Below are 24,080 nucleotides of genomic sequence, written 5' to 3'. Positions count from 1 at the left end.
TCCTCAGTCCCTTACTTCGCAGCCGCGGGGATCGACGTGACCTTGATCGCCGTGTACTGCTGGCGGTGGCCCTGCCGACGGCGGTAGCCGGTCTTGTTCTTGTAGCGCAGAATGTCGATCTTCTGGCCCTTGTGGTGGTCCACGACCTCGGCCTGGACCTTGATGCCGGCCAGCACCCACGGGTCGCTGGTCACGGAGTCGCCGTCGACAACGAGCAGGGTCGAGAGCTCGACCGTGTCGCCAACCTTGGCGGTGGAAATCTTGTCAACCTCAACGATGTCGCCGACAGCAACCTTGTGCTGGCGACCACCGCTGCGCACGATGGCGTACACGCGGATCTCTCTTTCGCTCGAAGAAACGGCACCCCCGCAGGCCAGCCGCCCAGGAAAACCACGGACGACCTCTCCCGGCCAACCTTGTGCCCGGGAGGAAGAGGTTTACGGGGATGTGGCGTGCTCAGTGGACACGCCGACGGTCAAGGTTACGGGGCCATGACCTGGAGGGTCAAACCGGGCCCCTGTGGGTGTGGGGCCGGTCACCCGGACCGGCCCCACACCCCGGGCGTCAGCCCTCGTCGGTGGCGTCCGAAGTCGCGGCGACCGTGGTGGTCTTCTTCGCCGTCGACTTCGCGGCGGCCGTCTTGGCCGCCTTCTTGGCCGTGGTCTTCTTGGCGGCCGTCTTCTTGGCCGCGGTCTTCTTGGCGGCGGCCTTCTTCGCCGTGGCCTTCTTGGCGGTCTTGCGGGCCGCCTTCTTGGCCGGAGCCGTCGCCTCGGCCACCTCCTCGGCCGTGACCTCGCCGGCCGGGGCCTCCTCCGCCGCGGCCGACGGAAGGACCACGACGGCCGCCTCCTCGGACGCGGTCGGCGCGCCGACCTTGCGCACGGCACGACGGCGCGGGCGCGCCGGGGCGGCGGACTCGGCGGGCTCGGGCGCCTCCTCGGCGGCGACCGGGGCCGGGGCCGCTTCGGCAGGCGCCTCGGCGGCAGGCTCGGCCACCGGCTCGGTGACGGTCACCACGGCCGCCTCGGCCCCCGCCGGGGGACCGGCCGGCGCCGACACCTTCCGGGTCGCACGACGGCGCGTACGGCCCTTGGGCGCGGCCTCCTCGGCGGCCTCGGCCTGCGGCGCCGCGACCACCTGGTCCTCGACGGCCGCCGGCTCGGCCAGGGCCTGGGCGGCCGGCTCCTGCCGCACCGGGCGCTCCGCCGCCTCTTCGGCGGTGACGTCCTGCGCGGTCGGCGCCTCGGCGGCCACGGCGGCCTCGGTCTTCGGGGCCTCCGCACGGCGGGCGCCGGCCTTCGGCGCGCCCGCCGGAGCAGAGGCCCGGCGGCTCGCCCGGCGCCGCGTACGGCCACGGCCGGCCGCCGCCTCCGCCTCGGCGACGGAGCTGTACAGCTCCTCGTCCGGCGCGAACTCGGGGGCCGGCAGGGCGACCGGCTCGGCGGCCTCGGCGGCCACCTCGACGGCGGTCTCCACCTCGGGCTCGACGGCCTCGCCGGTCTCCACCGCCACGGCGGCGGTCTCGTGCACGTGCTCGGGCACCTCGCCGCCCCGGCCGCGCTTCTTGCGCTTGCCGCCACCGCCGCCGGCGGACACCGGCTGCTCCATGTGCACGATGACACCGCGGCCGTTGCAGTGGACGCAGGTCTCGGAGAAGGACTCCAGCAGGCCCTGGCCGACCCGCTTGCGGGTCATCTGCACCAGGCCCAGCGAGGTCACCTCGGCCACCTGGTGCTTCGTGCGGTCGCGGCCCAGGCACTCCAGCAGGCGGCGCAGCACCAGGTCGCGGTTGGACTCCAGGACCATGTCGATGAAGTCGATGACGACGATGCCGCCGAGGTCGCGCAGCCGCAGCTGGCGCACGATCTCCTCGGCCGCCTCCAGGTTGTTCCTGGTGACCGTCTCCTCCAGGTTGCCGCCCTGGCCGGTGAACTTGCCGGTGTTGACATCGATCACGACCATGGCCTCGGTCTTGTCGATCACCAGCGAACCGCCGCTGGGCAGCCAGACCTTGCGGTCCAGCGCCTTGGCGAGCTGCTCGTCGATCCGGTAGGTGGCGAAGACGTCGACCTCGGACGTCCACTTCGACAGCCGGCCGGCGAGGTCCGGGGCCACGTGGGAGACGTAGCCGTGGACGGTCTCCCAGGCGTCGTCACCGCTGACGATGACCTTGGCGAAGTCCTCGTTGAAGATGTCGCGCACGACCCGGACGGTCATGTCCGGCTCGCCGTACAGCAGCGTCGGGGCGTTGCCGTTCTTCGACTTCTTCTGGATCTCCTCCCACTGCGCCTGCAGCCGCTCGACGTCCCGGCGCAGCTCCTCCTCGCTCGCGCCCTCGGCGGCGGTGCGCACGATGACGCCCGCGTCCTCGGGGACGATCTTCTTGAGGATGGTCTTCAGCCGGGCCCGCTCGGTGTCGGGCAGCTTGCGGCTGATGCCGGTCATCGAGCCCTCGGGGACGTACACGAGGTAGCGGCCCGGGAGGGAGACCTGGCTGGTCAGACGGGCGCCCTTGTGTCCGATCGGGTCCTTGGTGACCTGCACGAGGACCGACTGCCCGGACTTGAGCGCGGACTCGATGCGGCGCGGGCCGTTGGCCATGCCCAGCGCCTCGAAGTTGACCTCGCCGGCGTACAGGACGGCGTTGCGGCCCTTGCCGATGTCGATGAAGGCGGCCTCCATCGACGGCAGCACGTTCTGGACCTTGCCCAGGTAGACGTTGCCGACGTACGAGGTCGACTGCTCCTTGTTGACGTAGTGCTCGACGAGCACGCCGTCCTCCAGGACGCCGATCTGCGTGCGCTCGCCGTGCTGGCGCACGACCATCACGCGCTCGACGGCCTCGCGGCGGGCCAGGAACTCGGCCTCGGTGATGATCGGGACGCGGCGCCGCCCCTGCTCACGGCCTTCCCGGCGGCGCTGCTTCTTGGCCTCCAGACGGGTCGAGCCCTTGATGGACTGCACCTCGTCGGACGGCTCGGCGGGCTTGCGGGGCTCGCGGACCTTGACGACCGTGCGCTCCGGGTCGCCCTCGCCGGGCTCGGTGTCGACGCCGGTGTCACCGGCGCGGCGGCGACGGCGACGGCGGCGACGGCTGCTGGAGCTGGAGACACCGCCCTCCTCGTGGGCCTCCTCGGCGTCCTCTTCCTCCTGCTCGGCGGTGTCCTCGGCGTCCTGCGCGGCCTGCTCGGCGGCCAGTTCCTCGGTCTCGCCCTCGGCGCCCTCGCCCTCGGCGGCCTCACCGCGACGGCGACGCCGGCCGCCACGACGGCGACGGCGACGCGCACCGGCCTCCTCGAAGCCCTCGGCGCCCTCCGTCTCGTCGGCCTCCTCGGCCTCCTCGCCCTCGGCGACGGCCTCGGCGGACTCCTCCGGCTCCTCCTCCGCGGCGGCCTCGGCGGCCCGGGTCTCCTCGGCGACGGCACCCCGGCGGCGACGGCGACGGCGCGTGCCGGTCTCGGCGCGCTCCTCCGCGTACTCCTCGGGCTCCTCCGGCTCCTGCGGCTCGGCGGCCCCGGCGGCGGCCTCGGCGGCAGCGCGCTCCGGGGTCTGGAACCTCGGCTCGGTGAACACCGGCGGCTGGAAGACGGCGACGGCCGGGCGGGCGGGCCGGCGCCGGGTCTCGGCCTCGGGGGCCTCCGTCTCGGCCTCGGGCGCGGGCTGCGTGGGCTGCGGCTCGGAGAAGCCGAACGTGGGTCGCACGACCCGACGCCGGGTACGACGCGGGCCGGCCTCCTCGGCGGGGGCCTGCGGTTCGGCGGCCTGCGGCGCCTCGGCGGCGGGCTCGGTGGTGTGCGTGGTGACGGGGGCCTCCGTGGTCTGGGCGCCGGTGCCGGTCTCGGCGGCCTCGGCCGCGGCGGACTCGGCGATGTCAGTGGCGGGCGCGGACACCCGGCGGGTGGACCGGCGACGGGTACGGCGCGGGGCCGCCTCCTCGGCGACCGGTGCCTGGTCGGCCTCCGCGGTCTCCTCCGCCGCCACGGCGACCGGGGCGGGGACGGCTTCGGCGGCGGGCGCCTCCTCGGCGGCCTGCGGCGCACCGGCGGGCGCCGAGGCACGGCGGGCGACCCGGCGACGGGTACGACCGGCCGGAGCGGGCTCCTCGGCGGCGGGCTGCTCCGGGGCCTCGGCCTCGGCGGCAACGGCCGTACCCGGTGCGGCAGCGGCCGGTACGACGGTCTCGGCGGCCTCGGCGGCGGCCGGGGATCCGGCGGGCGCGGCGGCACGGCGGGCGACCCGGCGCCGCGGACGAGCGGCAGCGGCGGGCTCCTCGGCAGCGGGCGCCTCGACGACCGCCGCCTCCTCCTGAGCCTTCTCGGTCTCGGCGGCGGCGGACGCGGCACCGGCCGGGACCACGGTCTCGGCGGCCTCGGCGGCGGCCGGCGACCCGGCGGGCGCGGCGGGCGCGGCGGCACGGCGGGCGACCCGGCGCCGCGGACGAGCGGCCGGAGCGGCCTCTTCAGCGGCGGCGGGGGCCTCAGCGGCCTCCTGCGTCGCAGCGGTCTCCTCGGCACCGGCGGCGACGGCGGCCGGCGCGGCGGCACTGCGCGTGGCACGGCGGCGGGCGCGGCGCGGCGCGGCCTCCTCGCCGGAGAGGACCTCGCCACCCTCGGCGACGGCGGCGGGCTTCTCGGTCTCGGCGGCGGACGCGGCCGGAACGACGGCCTCGGCGGACGCCGGCGCCCCGGCGGGCGCGGAAGCCCGGCGGGTGGCGCGGCGGCGCGTACGACCGGGCGCAGGCTCCTCGGCAGCGGGGGCCGGGACGGCCTCGGCCGCTTCGGCCTGCGCCTCCTCGCTCTGCGCACCGGCCTCTTCGGCCTCGATGGCGGCTACGGCCTCTTCGGTTCCCTCGGCCTCGAAGGCCTCGGCAGTCTCAAGGACCTCCGCGACCTCCTCGGGGTCCGCGGCCGGTATGGCCGGCACGGTCACCTCGGCGGGAGCCTCGGCCGCGGCGGGCGGACCCGCCGGGCGGGAGGCGGCACGGCGACGCCTGCGCGGCGGCAGGGTGTCGCTGGGAGTGTTCAGTTCGGAACCCTCGTTGGGTTCGGTCGGCTCGAGCATGCGGGCGTTTCTCCCGTCAGGCCCCCGGGCGCCGCGCCTGGTCCGGCGGCGGTCCGAAAAGACCGTCCGCCGTTGACGTCCACGGCCCGCGCGATGCGCGATGGCCGCCGTCCGGGGCGCGGGCGCCGCACGGGAGCACTCTGTGTCCTGTCTCGCCGGTTCCGTACGCCTTGTCGGTACGGCCTGGCGAAAGTCTTCTGGTCGGTGCGCTGCCCGACCCAGGTGGCTCCCGAGTACGAGGGCGGCGCTACGACGTCCGTCCCTACGCGGGACCTTCCGGCGTCGGCGCCGTCGCGGCGGCGGCCGGTACGGCCGTCAGGGCCTCGGCTGCCTCGCGGTCGGGCGCGAGCGGGTCGGTCACCGTGCCGGTCTCTTCATCGAACAGCCCCTGCGCCAGCCTGGTCACCGCTGCGGGGACCGGCGGCGCCAGGTCGGCCACGGCGCGGAGACCGGACAGGACGTCGTCGGGTCGTACGGCAGGCGTCACGTGCCGAACAACCAGCCGCAGTATCGCACAGGGCTGGTCGGTAGGCCTATCAGCCGGTGAACCGTGCGTTTCCAGGCTCACCACGGCCGGGCGTGCGTCGAAGGTGCGGACGCCGTTCTTGGTCATCCGCTGGACCTCGACGGTCTCGGCCCGGTTGAACGCGTCGACCGCGCGCTCGGCGTCGGCCGGGTCGACGCCGTCCAGCCGCAGCTCCCAGACGGAGGCCGTCAGCCGGTCGGCGAGGCCCGAGGTCCGCGCCTCGACCGCCTCGACGACGTCGAGCCCGGCGGGCATCGACTCGTCGAGGAGGACACGCAGGGTCTCCGGGTCGCGCGCCGCGGTGAGCGCGATCTCCAGGTACTCCGCCTCACTGCCCGTGCCGGTGGGTGCGGCATTGGCGTACGACACCTTCGGGTGCGGCGTGAACCCGGCCGAGTACGCCATGGGCACCTCGGCGCGGCGCAGCGCACGCTCGAAGGCGCGCTGGAAGTCTCGGTGGCTGGTGAACCTCAGGCGGCCGCGCTTGGTGTAGCGCAGTCGGATGCGCTGCACCGCGGGTGCGGGCGGCGGGCCTTCGGGCTGTCGCTTGCCCAGTGTCCTAGTCCTTCGTGAGTGCGGTCGTACTGCTACCAAGAGTACGTGTCGCGGGCCCGTGAGGTTCCCGCCGGTTCGGCTCGGCCGGCCGCCGGGGCTCGCCGAACAGCATCCGCCGGACGTCGGCGCGGGCCTGCCGTACCGTGGCGCGGGCGCCGGCCAGGGCCTCCCGGACGGCCCGGCCCACCCCGCGCGCGCCCTCGGCGACGGGCCGCAGGACGGCGTCCCGGACGAGGTGGCCGACCGGGGTGAGGACACTCCGGTACAGCCGGCGCAGGGGCTCCACGAAGATCCACCGGAAGAGGGTGCCGAGCGCGCGGCCCACGGCCCGCGAGATCCGTCCGGCGATCCGCCAGGCGTGCCCGAGGGCGTCGCCGACCTCGCGCACCAGGACGGCGAGGAAGCGGCCGACCGGCGCGAGGACCCAGCGCCACAGCGCGAGGGCGGGCAGGAAGAAGAGAACGCGCAGGGTCCAGTACAGGGCGACTCCGATGCCGGTGCCGAGCACGCCGAGGAGCCACCCCAGGCCTCGTACACACCAGGCGACGGCACGTCCGACGGGCGTGAGGACCCGGTCGTACAGCCATCGCGCGGGGACGACGAGCAGACACCGGACCAGCCAGGCGACGGCCGTGTACACGCCGACGCCCACGGCGGCGAGGACCGCGCCGACGCCCCTCAGCAGCCAGGTGACCGCCTGCCCGATCGGGCGGAGCACGCGCGCGTACACCCAGGCGAGGCCGGCCGCCGCCCCGCGCGCCAGCCAGGCGACGGCGTGCCCGGCGGGGGTGAGGACGTACCGGTACAACCACAGGGCCGGTACGACGACGAGGACGCTGCCGAGCCATGCCAGCGCCGTGCCGACGGGGACCAGGACGTAGCGCCACAGGCCCACGAACGGCCACACGAACAGGGCCCTTCCGGCCCACTGCAGTGCCCGGCCGAGCGGCCTGAGCACGGTGTCCCGCAGAAACCTTCCGGTGACGACGAGGGCGTCCCACACCATGCGCACCGGCACCACCAGCACCAGGACGACGATCCGCAGGGGCACACGGATCGCGACGGTGAGGCAGCCTTCCGGCTGCCGGGGCCGGGGAGGCGGCTTGCCGAGTTCCATACCGGGATAGACGCCGGCGCCGCCCGTTCGGATCCGGCGTTCCGGTGCATCCGCCGCATCCCGCTAGAGCACCCGTGCCTTGTACCGCTCCGGATAGCGCTGGGTGAACTTGACCGCCCCCACCAGCAGGGCGATGGGGACGACCCAGTTGAACCAGTCGTCCTGGGACGGGAAGCGGATGGCCAGCCAGGTCGAGACCGTCATCAGGGCGAAGGCCGCGCCCCACACGGCCGTCAGCACGCGGTTGATGTGCCGGAAGACCGGCGAGTCCCACACCTCGCGGGGGGCGACTCCCGGGCGTACTGCGCGGTGAAGGGGTCGGCGAGCAGCGATCCGAGCGCGACGACGGCCACCAGACCGTTGGAGATGACCTGGGCGTACGTCTCCACCCAGAGGAGCTGCCCGCGCACCAGGGCCAGCCCGAGGACCGACAGGACGGCGAAGAACACGATGCCGGTCACGTCGAGGAGCCGGAGCCTTCCGCGCAGGAGGTCCTGTCCCGACAGCACGATCGAGGCGATCAGTGCGGCGAGGGCGCGTACTCCCAGGTGCTGGGACTGGCGACCACGCCGAAGATGATCCAGGGCGCGAACGACAGGAACACGCTCCCGGTACCCACGGGCTTCCTGACCGGCGCCTTCGTTGCCGTCTGCTGAGCCATGGGAGTCCCTCCCGTCAGCCTGCCACCACCCGCCCCTCGTCCTCATCGTGCCGCCGCCCGAGCCGAAGGGCACCCGGTAGACCGGATGCCCCCCATCGGGAGACATCGCGTAGTCCGAAATAAGGACAGGACGGCGCGTTGCCCACGCACTCGGCGGCCACCTCGAAACGCTCCGGTCACGCGCCCCCTGGAGTCCGGGAGATCACCCGGACCGCTTCGAGCCAAGGAGCATGACGATGCGTCCTAAACACAGGACATCCACCCTGCTCGGGCCGGTAGCCCGGGCCAGGGTCAAGAAGGCCGGAATGGCGACCTCGCTGGCCGTCGTCCTCGCGGCCGCCGTCGCCGTCCCCTCGACGGCGGCGGCCCGCGCCCTGTCCGAGCGGCCCACGGCCGCCTGGCGGTACGGGGGTGACGGTGACTGCAAGCCGAGCCACCACAAGTCGACCGTGGTCGCCGCCGGCGGCGACCACGGCAAGGACGGGTGCCGGGGAGCGACCGGACCGACCGGCCCCACGGACCGCAGGGCGCGACGGGCGCGGCCGGTCCGTGCGCCGACATCGACGCCCAGCAGGACTCGGCCGACTTCGAACTCCGCGCCGCGGTCAAGCCCGGTGTCCCCTTCCCGCACACGTTCGTGGGCATCCGGGACCTCCGGGGCAACGACGCGAACCCTCCCCTGCGGTGGACCGACCTCAGCGGCCTGCCGGGCTACCCCAACGGCACTTCGGACATGACAGGCGTCGCCTGCGGGGTCTCGATCAACGGGCACTCCGCAAGCGGCAACAACCAGAACCCCATCAAGATCGACATCATCATCTGCGGCCCCAGCTGGACGTTCGTCACCAATCAGCCGATGTGACCCGCGGTCCGCGCCCCGCCCGAACGGCATGAGTCCGAGCGAGCCGGCGCACCGCACAAGGGGTGCCCGACGGGACCTGACGGACCGTCGGGCACACCCCTTGCCGTACAGGACCAGGACCGACCACACAGATCACCCAACGGATCACCAGGGAAAAGAAGAGGTCATGAAAACGGTCTGCCTCAACATGATCGTCAAGAACGAGGCGCATGTGATCCGGCGCTGTCTCGCCTCGGTGCGCCCCCTCATCGACACATGGACGATCCTCGACACCGGCTCGACCGACGGCACGCAGGACATCATCCGCGAGGCCCTCGCCGACCTGCCCGGGGAACTGCACGAGAGCCCCTGGAAGGGCTTCGACCTAAGCCGCACCGAGGCGATCGAGCTGGCCCGGGAGCGCGCGGACTACCTGCTGTTCATCGATGCCGACGACGTCCTGGAGGTCGACCCCGGCTTCACGATGCCGGAACTGGCCCATGACTGCTACGACTTCGAGGTGCGCCACGGGCCGCTCGTCCACTGGCGCCCCACGATGGTGTCGACCCGCCTGCCCTGGCGGTACGTCGGCGTGCTGCACGAATACCTGGAGTGTGGCGGCCCGTTCGCCCGGGCGACCTTCGACGGCGCACGCATGGTCATCATGGGCGGCGGCGGACGCCTCCAGGGCAGTCAGCGGGAGAAGTACCTCCGCGACGCCGCGACTCTGGAGGCCGGCCTCGTCAAGGAGCCGGACAACCCCCGCTACGTCTTCTACCTCGCCCAGAGCTGGCGCGACGCCGGCGAACCCGCGAAGGCGATCGCCGCGTACGACCGCCGCGCGGGCATGGGCGGCTTCGCCGAGGAGGTGTTCTGCGCCCGCCTCTACGCGGCCCGGCTCGCGGTGGATCTCGAACGCCGGCCGGCCGAGATCGTCTCCCGCTTCCTCGACGCGCACGAGTGCCGGCCCACCCGGGCCGAACCGCTCGGCGACCTCGCGCACCTGTGCCGGGTGAACGGAGAGCGCTGGCCGCTCGCCTACATGTTCGCGCGGCGCGCGACCGAGATCCCGCAGCCGGAGGACATCCTGTTCGTCGAGCACGCCTGGTACGAGTGGCGGGCCCTGGACGAGCTGGCGGTGTCCTCGTACTGGATGGGCGAGTACCGCGAGTCGCTGGAGGCCTGCGAGAAGCTCCTGGACGGCGGCAAGCTGCCCGAGGCCCATCGCGAACGCGTCCTGGCCAACAGGGACTTCGCCCTCTCCAAGCTGCGCCTGACCACGGGAGCGAACGCCCGACCGCTCATCGACGCCTGACCCCTGGTGCGGGTGGCCCGCCCGATGCGGGCGGGCCCGGGCCCCGGTCGGGGAAGCGCTAGGGGGTGGGGCGCAGCGCGAGGAGGGCGATGTCGTCGGTGCTGTCGGCACCGAATTCGATGATCAGTTCGTCGCAGAAGACGTCGAGGGGATCCTGTGCCTGCTCGGCGGTGTGCCGGCGGAGTCGGATCATGGCGTCGTCGAGGGATTCTCCCCGGCGTTCGATGAGGCCGTCGGTGAAGAGCAGCAGGGTGGAGCGGGGTGGCAGCCGATCGCGGGCGGAGGCGCGGGGCAGGCCTGCGTCCAGGCCGATCAGCGGGCCGCTGCCCGCCTCCAGGTAGCGGGTGTCGCCCTCTCGGGTGGTCAGCAGGGGCGGCAGATGGCCGGCGGAGGAGTGGTGCAGGCTGCTCCCCCGGTCTTCGTCGCCCTTGATCAGGGCGTAGACGCAGGCGGCCGTGGACTGGGGATCGAGGGTCTGGCTCGCGAGGTCCAGGCGGCGCAGGACGTCTCCGGGTGGTTCCTGACGGCCGACGGCGATACCGCGCAGCATGTTGCGCAGCGTGCTCATGGAGACGGCGGCCTGGAGGTCATGGCCGGACACGTCGCCGACGACCAGCGCGATGTCGCCGCTGGGCAGGAGGAAGGCGTCGTACCAGTCCCCGCCGACCTCGGCAGTCGTGCTGGAGGGGAGGTAGCGGGCGGCCGGCTCCAGATGGTCGACCCGGGGCAGCTGGGGCAGCAGGGCGCGCTGGAGGTGTTCGGCGTTGGAGTTGGTGTACTGGTGCAGACGGGCGTTGTCCCCGGGAGGAATGGGGCTGCCCATACCGGCTGGGTGCCCAGAAACCTCTGCACGGAAGGGACAAATGCCACTGTTCAGGCCGGTCGGGGGCCGCTGTTCTGCTGCAGGTCCTGCTCGGTCCAGATCGTCTTGCCGGTGCGGGTGTAGCGGGTGCCCCAGTGGTTGGTCATCTGGGCGATGATGAACAGGCCGCGGCCTCCCTCGTCATCGCTCGCGGCGTGCCGCAGATTGGGCGAGGTGTGGCCGGTGTCGGAGACCTCGCAGATCAGGGCCCGGTCGCGGATCAGGCGTACCTGGATCGGACCGCCGACGTAGCGGATGGCGTTGGTGACCAGTTCGCTGACGATCAGCTCGGTGGTGAACGCCAGATCGTCCAGTCCCCAGTCGCCGAGCTGCTTGCTGACGGCGGTGCGGACGGTGGCCACCGCCGCCGGGTCCGGGACCACCGCCCACTCGGCGTACTGGTTCCGGTCGAGCAGGCGGGTGCGGACCATGAGGAGTGTCGCGTCCACGTCCACCGCCCCGGGCAGCAGGGTGGTCACGGCCCGGTCGCACAGCGCCTCCAAGGACGCCCCGCCGTCGGCCAGGAGGCGGGAGAGCTGCGCGAGCCCGGCGTCACGGTCGTCGGCCGACTGGAGGAGGCCGTCGGTGAAGAGGGCGACGAGGCTGCCCGGCAGGAGGTCCACTTCCGTGCTCTGGTAGGGCAGGCCGGCGGTTCCCAGCGGCGGCCCTGCCGGCAGCTCCGGGTAGTCGACGACGCCGGTGTGCGGCTGGACGACCGCCAGCACCTGCTCTCCGGCCCGCGCGACGCTGCACTTCCCGGAGAAGGGCTCGTACACCGCGTACAGGCAGCTCACCCCCAGGACCGGGTCGGCGTGCTGCCTCGGGTGGTCCGGGGCCGGGCCGGCCGCGCCCTCGTGCGCGGTCTGCTCGTACAGGTCGGCCAGGCGGGACAGGACCTCGTCCGGGCTCAGGTCCAGCCGGGCCAGAACGCGCATCCCCGTGCGCAGGCGTCCCATGGTGGCCGCGGCGCGCAGGCCATGGCCGAGCACGTCCCCGACGACCAGGCCGACCCGGGTCCCCGACAGGGGAATGACGTCGTACCAGTCGCCGCCCACCCCCGACCCGCTGTCCGCGGGCAGGTAGCGGCTCGCCGAGTGGACGGCGGCGTGCCTCGGCAGGCAGCGCGGAAGCATGCTGCGCTGCAGTTTGAGGGCCACGCTGTGGCCACGGGTGACCAGCGGCATCAGCAGCAGACCGATCAGCAGGGCGCCCAGGCCGAGGACGGTGACCCCGCCCGTCCTGCCGATGAGCGGCAGTTCGACGGCGGTCGTGCCGTACCGGGGGTCGGCGTAGACCACGAAGGCGGCGTACAGGAACAGCGAGGCCATGATCAGCCCGCCGAGCCCCGGCAGTACGCCCTTGAAGACGAGGTTTCCGGCGCTGCGGGTCAGGACCTTGCGGTGGTGCCAGACGCAGGCGAAGCCGGTCACACCGTACTGGAACGCGATCGCGAGACCGACCGAGTCGATCGAGTCGGCCAGGACGTTGTGGCTGACCGACGACAGCAGGACGAACAGGACGAGGGAGGCCGCTCCCATGCCGAGGGTCCCCCAGGTCGGGGTGAGAAACCTGCGGTGCACCAGGGCGAGCCGGGAGGGAAGCGCCTTGTGGACCGCCATGGAGAAGACGGTCCGGGCCATGGGCAGGATGGTGGTCTCCGCGGAGGCCAGCGCGGAGGTCAGCACCATGAGGATCAGCAGTCTCGACAGCAGCAGCCCCGTGCCGTGACTCCCGAACACGGCCGCCCCCAGCCCGGACAGCACGTCGTCCGAGTTGTGTGTGTTGCCGAGCCCGACGCCCGAGGTGCCGACGCCCGCGAAGGCCTCGGCCGAGGTGGACACGAGCCCGTACATGATCAGCAGCAGCACGGTGGACAGGATCCCGGCACGCCCGGGGATGCGCGCGCTGTCGACGGTTTCCTCGTTGACCGCGAACGCCGTGTCCCAGCCCCAGTAGATGAAGACCCCCGCGAGAAGGCCCGCGGTCAGGGCCCTTACCGAGGGCACCTCGAAGGGGTTGAACCAGGAGGCCGCGACGTGGATCGCCGTCGCGGGAGGGTCGGTGTAGACCCTGACCAGCGCGGCGACGGCGAAAAGGATCAGCATCGCCACTTCCAGGCACAGCAGCCAGCGCTGGACGGCCGCCGAGACCTCGATGCCGACGTAGCAGACCGCGGTCAGCACGGCGATCCAGACGATGCCCGCCAGGGTGGTGCACAGCCGGTTGTCCGCCAGTCCGTCCAGGCCCACCAGGCGGAAGCCGTAGGCGGCGGCGATCGCGGCGAGGTTCGCCATGACGATGATGTTGGCGACGATGAGGCCCCAGCCGCCCATCCATCCGGTGCGCGGTCCGAAGGCGCGGGTGGCCCAGGTGAAGGTGGTGCCGCAGTCGGCGTTGCTCGCGTTGAGCTCCCGGAAGGCGTACGCCACCAGCAGCATCGGTACGAACGCCAGCATCGTGACGATCGGGGCCTGCAGTCCGACGCCGGCCACGATGATGCCCAGCGTGGCGGCCAGGCTGTACGCCGGGCCGGTGGAGGCAAGGCCCATGGCCACCGAGGAGAACATGCCCAACGCGTTGTTCTTGAGCCCTTTCCGGCCGACCCCCGTCCCGGGAGCGGGGCGGCCGTCGAGCACGGCGCCGTCGAAGTGCCTCACACTTGATTCCAACGCGGGGCCGCTCCCCTCCGCAACAGCGCGGCGGCGGCCGGAACACCGCCGGCCCCCTCACCAGGCAGCACGGGTGACGCCCGCCTCCCGCCCCACAGCTCGCGGCGGCAGCCGCCGGGGGGTCGATTTCACGGGCCCGCACATCCGGGTGGGGGCACAGGAACGGGGCACGTCGTGGAATCCCGCGCTCTCACAGGCTCAGTGTGATCGCAGCGGCGATGCCCCCGAGTCCCAGCGCGAACGCGGCTTCGGGCCAGCCGCCGGCGCCCCAGGGGAAGAACCGGTCGACGGCCAGCCGGCCCGGGCCGATCGCGGCGATGGCCAGGGCGACGACGGCGATGGCGACGCTGTACTCGACGCCGCCGTGGACCTCCCACAGTCCGTGTGCCCCGGTGACGGTCGCCATGGCGTTGATCATCGTGCCGATGAGGGCCGCGGCCGCGAGCGGCGTGAACAGTCCGACGGCCAGGCCGAGGCCACCGAGGAACTCGGAGAGACCACCGATCACCGCGAAGACCTTCCCCGGGTGGTAGCCGAGCTGGGCGAACCCCTTGCCGGTGGCCGTCAGCCCCTGCCCCCCGAACAGGCCGAAGAGCTTCTGAGCGCCGTGTCCGGCCATGAACAGCCCGAAGGTCAGCCTGATGAGGAGGAGTCCCCAGTCGCCGGCGGCCAGCCACTGCGCGGGCTCCCGCCGTGTCGTGGATCGGGTGGTGGCCGAACGCCCACCCGAGTTGTCCTTCGTCATCTGAGCGCTCCGGTAGGGACGGCCGAATCGGGCGTTGCACACCGGCCCGAACAGGCATCGGCTCACCGGTCGGCGGAACGAACCCGCACTCCGCGGCAAGGTGCGTACCGCCCCTACCGATGCTTCCGCAACAGCAACCGTTTCGCACATCGGATGACCGGCCGGCAACCGGCGTTCCGCCTCCCGGGTCTCCTGCTCACCCGCGCAGGGCGGAGGCGAAGACGGCGGGCAGTCGGGCGTAACGCGGCGCGGTGGTGAAACGAGTGACGCGTTCGATGGTGGTGCGACCGGTGCGGTTGGTGACGAAGTACGGCGGCTTGGGGGACAGCGAGGGGCAGCCGGTGAACAGGCCGCGGGGAGCGGGGGCGAAGGGGGCACGCAGCACGGTCTTCTCGATGTCCGCGAGCATGAAGGCGTTGTTGACGAAGCCGATGCCGCTGCCGATGGCCTGCCGGGTGTGGCCGGGATGGGCACCCACGGCGTGTATCCCAGCAGGAAGCCGACGCCGGACCAGGTGTTGACGCCGATGGTGCCGTAGCGCAGTTCACCCAGGGCCGCTTCCACCGCACCGGGCTGGGTCCGCTCGGTCCGGGGGTGCACGATCAGGGTCGCGCCCAGGGTGCCGGGGAGGACGGTGTTGGCGAAGTCGACGGCATGGCGCAGGAAATGCGCGGGCGTCTCGCCGGGCAGGCGGACGACGCCCAGCGCACTGGCGAAGACCTCGTCGGTGAGCAACATGTCGTCGCGGTCGGCGACGTCCGCGACCAGGATCCGGCAGTCGTCACCGTGGCATTCGGCCCGCGGGTGAGCCGCCAGTACGGCCTGAAGCCGCTGATGGGCCCCGGGGTAGTAGTCCGTGCGGGCCGGCAGGGCGCGCAGCACGCGCCTGATCTCCTCCAGCAGCAGCTCGGTTCCCTGCCAGGAGCGGGGCAGCACCAGCACCTGGCCCGCGACGCAGTTGTGGCCGGAGTTGTTCATCTTGCTCGTGACGATGTGCTCGGCCTGGAAGCGGAAGTCCGCCCTGCTCCACGGCCCCGGCACCACGATGCACGGGCTGACCCCGCCCAGCTCGCTCGTGAACGGTTTGCCGATCAGCGGGGTGTCCTCGCGGCGACGCCGCTCGGCGTGTTCGTCGGTGCCCCAGACGATGGCGTCGTGGGTGCGGTCGCTACCGGTCACATGGATGGAGTCCACGCCGTCGTGGGCGGTGAGATAGGCACCTTCGGCGGTGCCGCCGTCCACGAACCGCACCCAGCCGCGCTGGATGTACTCGGCGAAGATCCGCTCGAAGTGCGGGCGCAGATAGGCGTTGACCGGGTTCATCTTGGCGATGACGACCTGGCCCTCCGCATAGAGCTTGTGCAGGATGTCGGTCGCGGTGAGCGAGGCGACGTTGCCTGCGCCCAGGACCAAGGCCACACCGGGGCGCCGCACACCGCCCCGGTACGGTGCGGCCGCGCCCTGTCGCACCTGCTCGGCCGTGACCCCGGCCCGCATCCGGACCTGGGCCGAGTAGCCGCCCAGCAGCAGGGTGTCCCAGCCGGTGACGGGAAAGACGTCCACCCGGGTGCGGCCGCCTCGCTCGTGCACCGCATCGGCGTGCAGAGCCTCGCGGCCGGCGGCCAGGCGTCGCAGCACGTGCAGCCGTGCGGTGACGTGCTGGGCCAGCGACCATGGACCGCCGGCCCAGTCCTCTGCGGCCCACGGGGAGTCAGGGCCGTATCCCTTGGCGCGTGCGCCCGCCGCGGCCAGGTCGGCCGCGGCGTCGCGGACCCTCGGCATGAGCCTTTCCAGCAGGCCGATGCGTTCGGCGAGCGGCGCCGTCGCCCAGGACGAGGCGTTGTGCCACAGCTCCCCCAGGGCGCGGTCGAGGACGGTCGTGTCGAGGGCGGGGCTGGTCACGTTTCTCCTTGACGGGGCGGACGAGCAGAGCGGGAAAGGGCATGGCCGGGCGGCGCGACGCCGAACGTCGTCGCCGTTCGGCGCGCAGGGGGTGACGGTGGCCGAGCGCCGGACGCGGGCGGCACAGCCACCGGTCGCAGGCCAAAGGTGATCTGCGGGCTGCTCAGGACAGCGGGACGCCGGCGATCGCGATGCGCTCCATCACTCGACGCTGGGGGTAGTAGTCGTTGACGGCGTAGTGCTGGACGGCGATGTTGTCCCAGATCGCGATCGAGTCGGGCTGCCAGCGGAACCGCACCTGGAGCTCGGGAACGCGCGCCTGCAGGCCGAGTTCGTGGAGCAGTTCCCGGCTCTCCTCCTCGGGCAGTCCGACGATGCGGGTGGTGAACGGCTCGTTGACGTACAGGGTCCTGCGCCCGGTGCGCGGGTGCCGCACGACGACCGGGTGCTCCACCGGAGGCAGGAACACGCGCAGCGCCTCGATCTGCTGGGGGGTCATGAACGTGCCCCAGCTGGGCTCCCAGTCGTGTACGGCGGCGAGGCCCTCGATGCGCTGCTTCATCTCGTCGCCGAGGTTGTCGTAGGCGGCGCCCATGTCGGCCCACATGGTGTCGCCGCCGGCCGACGGGACCTCGACCGAGCGGAGTATCGAGCCCAGGGCGGGCGCGGCCATGAACGAGTGGTCGCTGTGCCAGATGTTCTCCTGGCCGATGGCCGTCGCGTCCTTCGCCAGCCGTGAGACGCCGACGGTGTCGCCCTTGGGGAAGAACGGATTCGGCTCCGGCTCCCCCCACACCGCGGCCAGGGCCAGGTGGGCTTCGGCGCCGAAGTCGCGCTGGTCCCGGAAGAAGATCACCTTCCATTCGAGCAGCGCCTGCCGCAGTTCCTCGGCGAGTTCCTCGCCGATCGGCCGGGACAGGTCCACGCCGCCGATCTCCGCACCGATGTGCGGAGTCATCGGCGCGATCTGCAGCAGCCGGTACTCGACCGGCTCCGTACCGGGCGCGGTCCGCTCCAGCACACGCCGGCCGAAGTGGATCAGCGGCTTTTCCAGGAGCGGGTTCTTGTCGGCTCGGGTGGTCTCCATGCGGTCCTCCGCGGTCGCATCCGAAAATCGTTACGGGCAGTATCGATATTCAGCGCGGCCACGGCAAGGGCTTCCCATGACCATTTCGCCGCGCCACCCATCCCCCCGGAGTCGCTACGCGGCGACTCGGCCAGAACAGCAGGCCTTCCGAATTCACAGCGAACGGGCCTTGCCGCCCCCACCGAGCCGTATCGATACTGCACGTAACGATTTCCCGGCCGCCGCAACCGGCGGCCCTCCGGTGCGCCCCGATCCGCCGGCGGCCTCTCCCCGTGCTGCACGCCGACCACGCCTGCCCCAGAGCAGCTACCTCCGCGGAGCCCCCGTGCCCAACACCGATCTCACCCCCGCCACGCTCACCGACCCCGTCGCGACAAGCCGCAGGCACCGACGGCAGGCCTGGACCGTCACCGGGTTGCTGGTGGTCTTCATGATGGTCAACTTCGCCGACAAGTCCGTCCTCGGACTGGCGGCCGACCCGATGCGTCGTGACCTGGGCCTGTCGGCGACCGGCTTCGGCCTGACCAACAGCGCGTTCTTCCTGCTCTTCTCGCTGTGCGGCGCCATGGGCGGGCTGCTGGCGGATCGTGTGCGGCCCCGGTGGCTGCTGCTGGGCATGGCACTGCTCTGGTCGATCGCCCAGACGCCGATGGCCCTCGGCGGAGGGCTGACCGCGCTGGTCGCGTCGCGGATCGTGCTGGGTGCCGCGGAGGGGCCCGCCTTTCCGGTGGCCCAGCACACCGCCTTGGCGTGGTTCCCGGACCACCGCCGCAATCTCCCCGGCGCCCTGATCACCATCGGCATCACCCTCGGTGTGGTGCTCGCCGCCCCGGGGCTGACCTGGGTGATCCAGCACCACGGCTGGCGTCCCGCCTTCGCCGTGGTGGCCGTCGTCGGCATGGTGTGGGCGGCCGCCTGGGCCCTCTTGGGCAAGGGCCGGACCTCGCCGGCCGACGTCCACAGCGCCGGCACCGGCAGCGCCGACTCCTGCGGTGCCGGCGAAGACAGCGCGCACGCCCCCTCGTACCGCCGCATCCTGACCACCAGGACCTGGATCGGTGCCACGGTCGGCTACTTCAGCACCTACTGGATGATCGCCCTGTCACTGGTGTGGGTGCCCTCCTACCTGTATGACGGCCTGGGCTACTCCGCCGCCACCGCCGCCGGCCTGGTCGCCGGGATCTGGGCGGTCAGCGGCATGGCCGCGCTGGGGCAGGCGGGAGTGACCGGATGGCTGCTACGACGTGGCGTGAGCAGCCGGTGGGCCCGTGGCCGCGTCGGGGGCATCACACTGCTCGTCTCCGCGCTCGGCTGCGGCGCCTTGTCACAGGTCGCGCGCGGACCGGTCATCGTACTGCTCCTGCTCGTCGGCTTCGGCCTGTGCGGGGCCATGTCGACGGTCGCGGTGACCGAGGTCGCCGAAATCGTCCCGGCCCGCCGACGCGGCGGCGCCCTCGGCCTGATGAACGCCGTCGTCACCACGGGCGGCCTGATCGCCCCCGCGCTGACGGGATACCTGGTCGACGCCCAGGGCGGGACCGGCTACCAGCACGCGGTGCTGCTCGCGGCCGCACTGCTCGCGCTGGGCGGCACGGCCGCTGTGACACTGATCCACCCGGCCCGCGACGCTCGGCGTCTGGCCCCGTGACGAGCGGTCCTCAGGTACCCGGGTGACCGACCGCCCGGACGAGCAGATCCACCAGGTCCTCCACGAAGTGCGCGTTGGGCAGTTCACGCTCCGCCAGCAGGCGGTACACCAGCGGGGCCGCCACCAGCGTGGCGGCCGACCGGATGTCGACCTCGGGCCGCACCTCCCCACGGGCGATACCCCGCTGGAGGATACGGCGCGTCTCGGCCATCAACCGTTCCGTGTAGTCCACGTACTCCCCGCGGGGGCCGCCCGCCTCGGCGGCCGAGGCCATGAGTTCCGTCAGCAGCCGCGCCGTACCCGGCAGCCGGTAGGCCGCCAACCGCGCCGTCAGCACTTCGCGCAGCTCGGCCCGCACATCACCCAGGTCCGGCACCGACAGGGGGCCGATACGTGATTCGGCCGCCGCGATGATCAGGGCCTGCTTGGACGGCCAGCGCCGGTAGATGGCGGGCTTGCTCACCCCGGCGCGCGCGGCGACGGCATCCATCGTCACCGCCTTCACGCCCTGCTCGGTCACGATCTCGATCACCGCCTCGAGCGTGTCGTCCGTGACCCGCTCCTGCCGCGGCCGCCCCGGCCCCCGCTCGGCCCTCTGTGTCTGTGCCCCGACCATGCTCCGAGAATACGGGGCGCGGCGAGCGCCCCACCGTGTACGGATCCGGAGTCGTCTGCGACCGACCCAGTTGATAACGGAAAAAAATGCCAAAAGCCCCGGACCAAGATCGGTCCGGGGCTCCCTCTTCCCATCAGACTCGCCGCGGCAACCGCGAAGGAACTCATCGAGCTTGGCTGTGGACAGGTGGAGCAACTCGCGCGTCTACCTGAATATGCGTGTCCATGGCGGGGCAGGTGGCCACCCACACCCGCGCCACGCAGTGTCAGAGCGCCGCGCCTCGGAGCTCGCGAGTCAGACTGAAGCCGTGGGGAGAGGCTGTTCGGTCCAGATGGACTTGCCGGTTCGGGTGTGACGGGTGCCCCAGCGCCGACAGAGTGCGGAGATGAGCTGCAGGCCTCGGCCACCCTCGTCGGTGGCGGAAGAGTGGCGGATGTGCGGCGTGGTCAGGCTGGCGTCGGAGACCTCGCAGATCAGTGCGCGGCTGCGGAGCATGCGCAGCCGCATAGGGCCGCATGCGTGCCGGATGACGTTCCCGACCAGCTCACTGACCAGAAGTTCGGTGGTCATGATCAGATCCTCGTCGGCCAAGTCCCAGTCGGCGAGCTGGGCGCGGACCAGCTCACGGGCATGGCCTGCCGCCATCGGGTCCTGCGGCAACGGCCACTCCGCGACATTCTCCGCGTCCAGCGGGTGGGTGCGGGCCAGCAGCAGGGCGGCGTCATCCGCCAGCGCACCTTGGGCGGGGAGGAGAGCAGAGGTGAGGGTGGCGCAGAGGGCGTCCAGGTCGGACGCCTCCACCCGTGAGGTCGACATGGCGTTCACGGACTGAAACAGGAGCTCGGCGAGGCGGCTCATGCCAGTGGTGAGGTCCCTGTCCTTGCTCTCGACCAAGCCGTCGCTGTAGAGGGCGAGCAGGCTGTCGGCGGGCAGCAGGGTCTCGAGGGTTTCGAAGGGTGGAGCGGCCACCCCCAGCGGCGGGTCCGGGGTCATGGGCAGGAAGGTGACAGGGCCGTCGGGGTGGGCCACCGCCGGGGGCGGATGACCGGCGCTGGCGTACGACAGACACCGGGTCACCGGGTCATAGATGCCGTACAGGCAGGTCGCGAAGGCGTCGTTGCCCAGGTCGCCGACGATGTCGTTGAGGTGACCGAGGATTTCGTCGGGTGGCAGCTCCAGCTCCGAAAGGGTGCGCACGGCCGTACGGAGCCCTCCCATCGTGGCGGCCTCGGCCATGCCGTGGCCCATGACGTCGCCGATCACCAGCGCCACCCGGGCCGCGGACAGCGGGATCACGTCGTACCAGTCGCCGCCGACGCCGGCCCCCTGTTCGGCCGGCTGATAGCGCGCCGCCGTCGTCACCTCGGGCAACTCGGGCAGTGCCCGCGGCAGCAGGCTGCGCTGGAGAGTACGGGCCCGGGTCGTCGCCTCGTCGTAGAGCCCGGCCCGCTCCAAGGCCTGCGCGATCAGTCCGCTGAGCGCGGTCAGCAGCGTTCGTTCGTCATCGTCCAGCACCCGCGGTCGGCCGAAGGAGATCACAGCCGCGCCGATCTCGCGCCCCGATACCGCCAGCGGCAGAATGGCCCACGCCTGCTTTTCGCCCTCCCGGATCAGACCCTCGGTCTTCGGGTATCGCTTCAGCATCTCCTCCGGGGAGGAGATGAAGAGCGTGGTGCGGGTGCTCAGGGCGTCCCCCACCGGGGTGGTGGTGTCGCTCACCGTCCACTGCCCGTCCAGCCGTCGGGTGAAGCGCTCCGCATATCCCCGGGAGCCGACCACGTTGAGCCGGTCGCCGACCACGCCGAGCATGACGAGTCCGGTGGCCCCGAGGGGTGTCATCACACCGTCGGCCACCGCCGCCATCACATCCTGGGCCGTGACGGCCTCGGCCAGCTCCCGCGTGATCCCCTGCACCAAGGCCGCCCGCTCCGCGGCCGCCCGCTCCGCGGCGGCCCGCTCGATCTCCCGCAGATGCCGCTCGGTGGTGTCGGTGATGTAGAGCGTCAGGCCTTGCGGCACCGGTACCAGCCGCAGGTGGTACCAGGACGTCCCGTCCGGCCCCGGTACGTCGAATCCGGCCGGTTGGCCCTCGGCCGCCGTGGCCCGGCATTGTTGCTCCAGCCCCGGCACGGCATGCAGCGCAGGAATGTCCCAGAGCAGGGCTCCGGCCACATCTCCTGCGGCGCCGAAGAGCCGCTCGGCGGCCTGATTGAGAAATCCGATGCGCCAGTCCGTGTCCAGGGAGACGAAGCCGTCGCTCATGTGTCGCAGCGCCCGCCCTACCGACTCGGCGGCGGTGTGCGTCTCGCTGCTGTCCCGGAGGGTGCCGATCACCTTCACCGGTGCCCCCTCTTCGTCCGTGAGCGTTCGGGCGCGAGCCTCGATCCAGAGGTATGTGCCGTCCTGGCGCCGGACCCGGTACTCGTCCTGGAAGCCGCCGCGGAGCTGGATGCCCATGTCGAAGCCGCTGACCGCCCCCGGCAGGTCGTCCGGGTGGATCAGCTCTGCCCACGCCTCGATGCCGCCGGCCATCACCTGCGGATCGATGCCGGCCAGCACGTCCTCGACGGGTCGGTCGGAGGTCAGCTCGCCGGTACGCAGGTCCCAGGTGTATGTGAGGGATAGCGCCCCTTCCGCGTCCCGCGGGGGTGCCTCCCGTTCGGCGTCCCACGGGGGAGTCTCCTGCGGTCCCGGCCCGTTCTCCAGGGCGCGCAGCAGGGTCGGGGACGGATTGAGGATCCCGGACGACCTGAGCCTCCCGGACATCCATGCCGCCACCTCGTTCAGAAAGGCGCACTCCGCCGCGTCAGGCTCGTCACCCGGGGCGAAGAGGACCGAGAGCGCGCCCCGTCGCCGGCCGCCGGGAATGGGGACGGCCAGGTGAGCGATGCCGGCGGGGACTCGGGAAGGCCACAGGGCGGCGGGGTCCCGGCCTGGCACCGGGTCGGGCGGGGCGAGGTGGGTCTGCCAGGTGAGGGTGTCCTCGCGGGCGGCCCTGCTGGGCGGCGCCGTGCCCCGTGCCGGGATGATCAGCCAGGGCCGGATCATCGACTCCGGCAGGCCGCTGTCAGCGACCAGGTAGAGGATGCCGCTCATGCCGCCGCCCGGAAGATGAACCATGCCGCCCAGGCCGTGCACCTCGGCTACCGCCTGCTGGAGCGCGGTCAGCAGCACTTCGACATCGCGCCGGTCCTTGTCCACGGCGTCGAGCAGCCGCATCCGCATGAGGAGACGCTCCGAGAGCCGTACGGTCTGTACGGTCCCCGAGCCCTGCGGCTGGTGCGGCGGGTGGGAGGAGCGGGGTATGGACGGGTCGGTGTTGTGCGCATAGCCGCCTCTGGAATTCGCCACTGTCGACGGTCACCTCCGCTGGGCCGCATGGATTTCGGATGCGTACCTGCAGCGATCTACATTCGGGCAATCCATCCTAATCGGGCTAACTTAAGTGATTTCCCCCACCAGGGGGAACCCATCGCATATTAACCGCGCCCCTTCCGAGCAGAAGGGGCTCTCACCGGTCAGACAGCCACGCCCGGCCCTGGAACGCGCTCTCAGATCCACTTCGCCTCGGAGAGGATCCGCGAGCTGCCTCCAGGTCGCGGCGGCGGCGCCCTGGGCAGGACCGGCACACCTCAGTCGAGTGCCTCGCTCACCTCAGTGCGCGTGCCCACTCGAAGCGGGCGCCGACGCGGCGTTCTTGACCGCCAGAGGCAGCAGCTTCTTGCCCGTCGGACCCACCTGGATGTTCGTGTCCACGGACCTCTGGATCAACCCAGGCCCGGCTCCGCCGACGCACCGTCCCAGGTGAACTGGTAGCGATTCCTCTCGCGACCGACGGTTAGGCCGATGTCGACGCCGTCGATGCCGCAGTTCTCCCTCAGGCACCCGATGACAGCTGCGGCGGCGACTTCCTCCTGGTGGTCCGTGAGCATGGGTACGTCCCAGTCCTCCACGCGCACCAATAGGGCATCGGCGCCCTCTCTCAAAGCGTCCAGTTGCCCGACCACCAGGCCGAGGCCGAACGCCATCCACTTCTCGTCCGTCGCAGCGATCTGCTGCGGCGGCAGCCACCAGACGCGTGAGTCGTCGATTCTGCGCCCCTCGCGCGGCGGCTCGTCCATGGACTGGACGTCGAGGGTGACACGGGCGACGAGCCCCCACGAGCCGATACGCCTCTTATAGACGTACGTGAATGCCACGTGTGGTCTCTTTCTTCTCCGTCCTCAGAGGAATCTCAGCCGACCGAAGACACGGGAGTGGAAGTAGTGCTCTGTTCCCATGTTGGTGGGACGGGAGATGTAGTCGAAGTCATGTGGTTCGCCACGCCCGTACATGATGCTGTGGCGATCGATGAACTCGTCCATCTCGGTGTCGCTCATGGAGCCTTTCCCGGTAAGCGATCATGCCTGTGTGTGATCGTTTAGACGGTGCGGTCGTATTCGAGCTGGAGCAGGACGAGGGCTGCGGCGGCGATC

Annotated in this window: 17 protein-coding genes and 2 pseudogenes; 3 read left to right on the top strand and 16 right to left on the bottom strand. The window is 72.0% G+C overall.

Annotated features, from left to right (window positions below; all coding sequences use genetic code 11):
* Positions 1-11: 11 nt before the first annotated feature.
* From rplU to ACIBJF_RS11340, 7 genes are all read right to left on the bottom strand, one after another.
* On the bottom strand, positions 12-332 hold the full coding sequence (gene rplU, locus ACIBJF_RS11370) for a 50S ribosomal protein L21 (RefSeq protein ID WP_030653874.1): 321 nt from the start codon (positions 330-332) through the stop codon (positions 12-14).
* A gap of 232 nt (positions 333-564) precedes the next feature.
* Positions 565-5,061, bottom strand: a complete 4,497-nt coding sequence (locus tag ACIBJF_RS11365; RefSeq protein WP_399173453.1) for a ribonuclease E/G — start codon at positions 5,059-5,061, stop codon at positions 565-567.
* A gap of 262 nt (positions 5,062-5,323) precedes the next feature.
* Positions 5,324-6,100 (bottom strand): TIGR03936 family radical SAM-associated protein, encoded by a 777-nt coding sequence (locus tag ACIBJF_RS11360; RefSeq protein ID WP_399173452.1) that lies wholly within the window; start codon positions 6,098-6,100, stop codon positions 5,324-5,326.
* A 46-nt stretch (positions 6,101-6,146) separates the two neighbouring features.
* A complete protein-coding gene (locus ACIBJF_RS11355; protein ID WP_399173451.1) occupies positions 6,147-7,259 on the bottom strand; it encodes a hypothetical protein in 1,113 nt (370 codons plus the stop codon).
* 63 nt (positions 7,260-7,322) lie between these two features.
* Positions 7,323-7,499 (bottom strand): hypothetical protein, encoded by a 177-nt coding sequence (locus ACIBJF_RS11350; RefSeq protein ID WP_399173450.1) that lies wholly within the window; start codon positions 7,497-7,499, stop codon positions 7,323-7,325.
* On the bottom strand, positions 7,493-7,768 hold the full coding sequence (locus ACIBJF_RS11345) for a hypothetical protein (protein ID WP_399173449.1): 276 nt from the start codon (positions 7,766-7,768) through the stop codon (positions 7,493-7,495). Before ACIBJF_RS11345 ends, ACIBJF_RS11350 begins: the two co-directional genes overlap by 7 nt.
* Before the next feature lie 11 nt (positions 7,769-7,779).
* Entirely contained in the window at positions 7,780-7,920 is a 141-nt protein-coding gene (locus ACIBJF_RS11340) for a hypothetical protein (protein ID WP_399173448.1), read from the bottom strand.
* Positions 7,921-8,404: 484 nt separating this feature from the next.
* Here ACIBJF_RS11340 and ACIBJF_RS11335 point away from each other — a divergent pair, with 484 nt between their 5' ends.
* Both ACIBJF_RS11335 and ACIBJF_RS11330 read left to right on the top strand, forming a co-directional pair.
* Positions 8,405-8,782, top strand: a complete 378-nt coding sequence (locus tag ACIBJF_RS11335; protein WP_399173447.1) for a hypothetical protein — start codon at positions 8,405-8,407, stop codon at positions 8,780-8,782.
* Between the two features lie 166 nt (positions 8,783-8,948).
* Positions 8,949-10,076: a glycosyltransferase gene (locus ACIBJF_RS11330; RefSeq protein WP_399173446.1), complete on the top strand. Its 1,128-nt coding sequence runs from the start codon at positions 8,949-8,951 to the stop codon at positions 10,074-10,076.
* 58 nt (positions 10,077-10,134) lie between these two features.
* On the opposite strand, the pseudogene ACIBJF_RS11325 reads toward ACIBJF_RS11330, so the two are convergent.
* The 5 genes and pseudogenes from ACIBJF_RS11325 to ACIBJF_RS11305 all read right to left on the bottom strand — a co-directional run.
* Positions 10,135-10,875: pseudogene (locus ACIBJF_RS11325) on the bottom strand (PP2C family protein-serine/threonine phosphatase); the annotation flags it as partial.
* A gap of 74 nt (positions 10,876-10,949) precedes the next feature.
* Positions 10,950-13,595 carry an amino acid permease gene (locus ACIBJF_RS11320; protein ID WP_399173445.1) on the bottom strand — a complete coding sequence of 882 codons (2,646 nt, stop codon included), beginning with the start codon at positions 13,593-13,595 and terminating at the stop codon, positions 10,950-10,952.
* A 202-nt stretch (positions 13,596-13,797) separates the two neighbouring features.
* Positions 13,798-14,352: a DoxX family protein gene (locus ACIBJF_RS11315; RefSeq protein ID WP_399173617.1), complete on the bottom strand. Its 555-nt coding sequence runs from the start codon at positions 14,350-14,352 to the stop codon at positions 13,798-13,800.
* A gap of 978 nt (positions 14,353-15,330) precedes the next feature.
* Positions 15,331-15,849: pseudogene (locus ACIBJF_RS11310) on the bottom strand (aldehyde dehydrogenase family protein); the annotation flags it as partial.
* Between the two features lie 568 nt (positions 15,850-16,417).
* On the bottom strand, positions 16,418-17,341 hold the full coding sequence (locus ACIBJF_RS11305) for a TauD/TfdA dioxygenase family protein (protein ID WP_399173444.1): 924 nt from the start codon (positions 17,339-17,341) through the stop codon (positions 16,418-16,420).
* A 325-nt stretch (positions 17,342-17,666) separates the two neighbouring features.
* On the opposite strand from ACIBJF_RS11305, the gene ACIBJF_RS11300 reads away from it, so the two are divergent.
* Positions 17,667-18,989: an MFS transporter gene (locus ACIBJF_RS11300; RefSeq protein WP_399173443.1), complete on the top strand. Its 1,323-nt coding sequence runs from the start codon at positions 17,667-17,669 to the stop codon at positions 18,987-18,989.
* Positions 18,990-18,999: 10 nt separating this feature from the next.
* On the opposite strand, the gene ACIBJF_RS11295 is transcribed toward ACIBJF_RS11300, so the two are convergent.
* The 4 genes from ACIBJF_RS11295 to ACIBJF_RS11280 form a co-directional block, all read right to left on the bottom strand.
* On the bottom strand, positions 19,000-19,605 hold the full coding sequence (locus ACIBJF_RS11295; protein WP_356317870.1) for a TetR/AcrR family transcriptional regulator: 606 nt from the start codon (positions 19,603-19,605) through the stop codon (positions 19,000-19,002).
* A gap of 294 nt (positions 19,606-19,899) precedes the next feature.
* Entirely contained in the window at positions 19,900-22,956 is a 3,057-nt protein-coding gene (locus tag ACIBJF_RS11290) for a SpoIIE family protein phosphatase (RefSeq protein WP_399173442.1), read from the bottom strand.
* Between the two features lie 416 nt (positions 22,957-23,372).
* Entirely contained in the window at positions 23,373-23,804 is a 432-nt protein-coding gene (locus tag ACIBJF_RS11285) for a hypothetical protein (protein ID WP_399173441.1), read from the bottom strand.
* A 24-nt stretch (positions 23,805-23,828) separates the two neighbouring features.
* Positions 23,829-23,984, bottom strand: a complete 156-nt coding sequence (locus tag ACIBJF_RS11280) for a hypothetical protein (protein WP_399173440.1) — start codon at positions 23,982-23,984, stop codon at positions 23,829-23,831.
* Between the last annotated feature and the right edge of the window lie 96 nt (positions 23,985-24,080).

It is taken from the genome of Streptomyces sp. NPDC050743, assembly GCF_044456925.1.
In the GTDB taxonomy this organism is placed as follows: domain Bacteria; phylum Actinomycetota; class Actinomycetes; order Streptomycetales; family Streptomycetaceae; genus Streptomyces.
The sequence above is the reverse complement of the archived record's forward strand: the minus strand, read 5'-3'. Positions and strand labels throughout refer to the sequence as shown.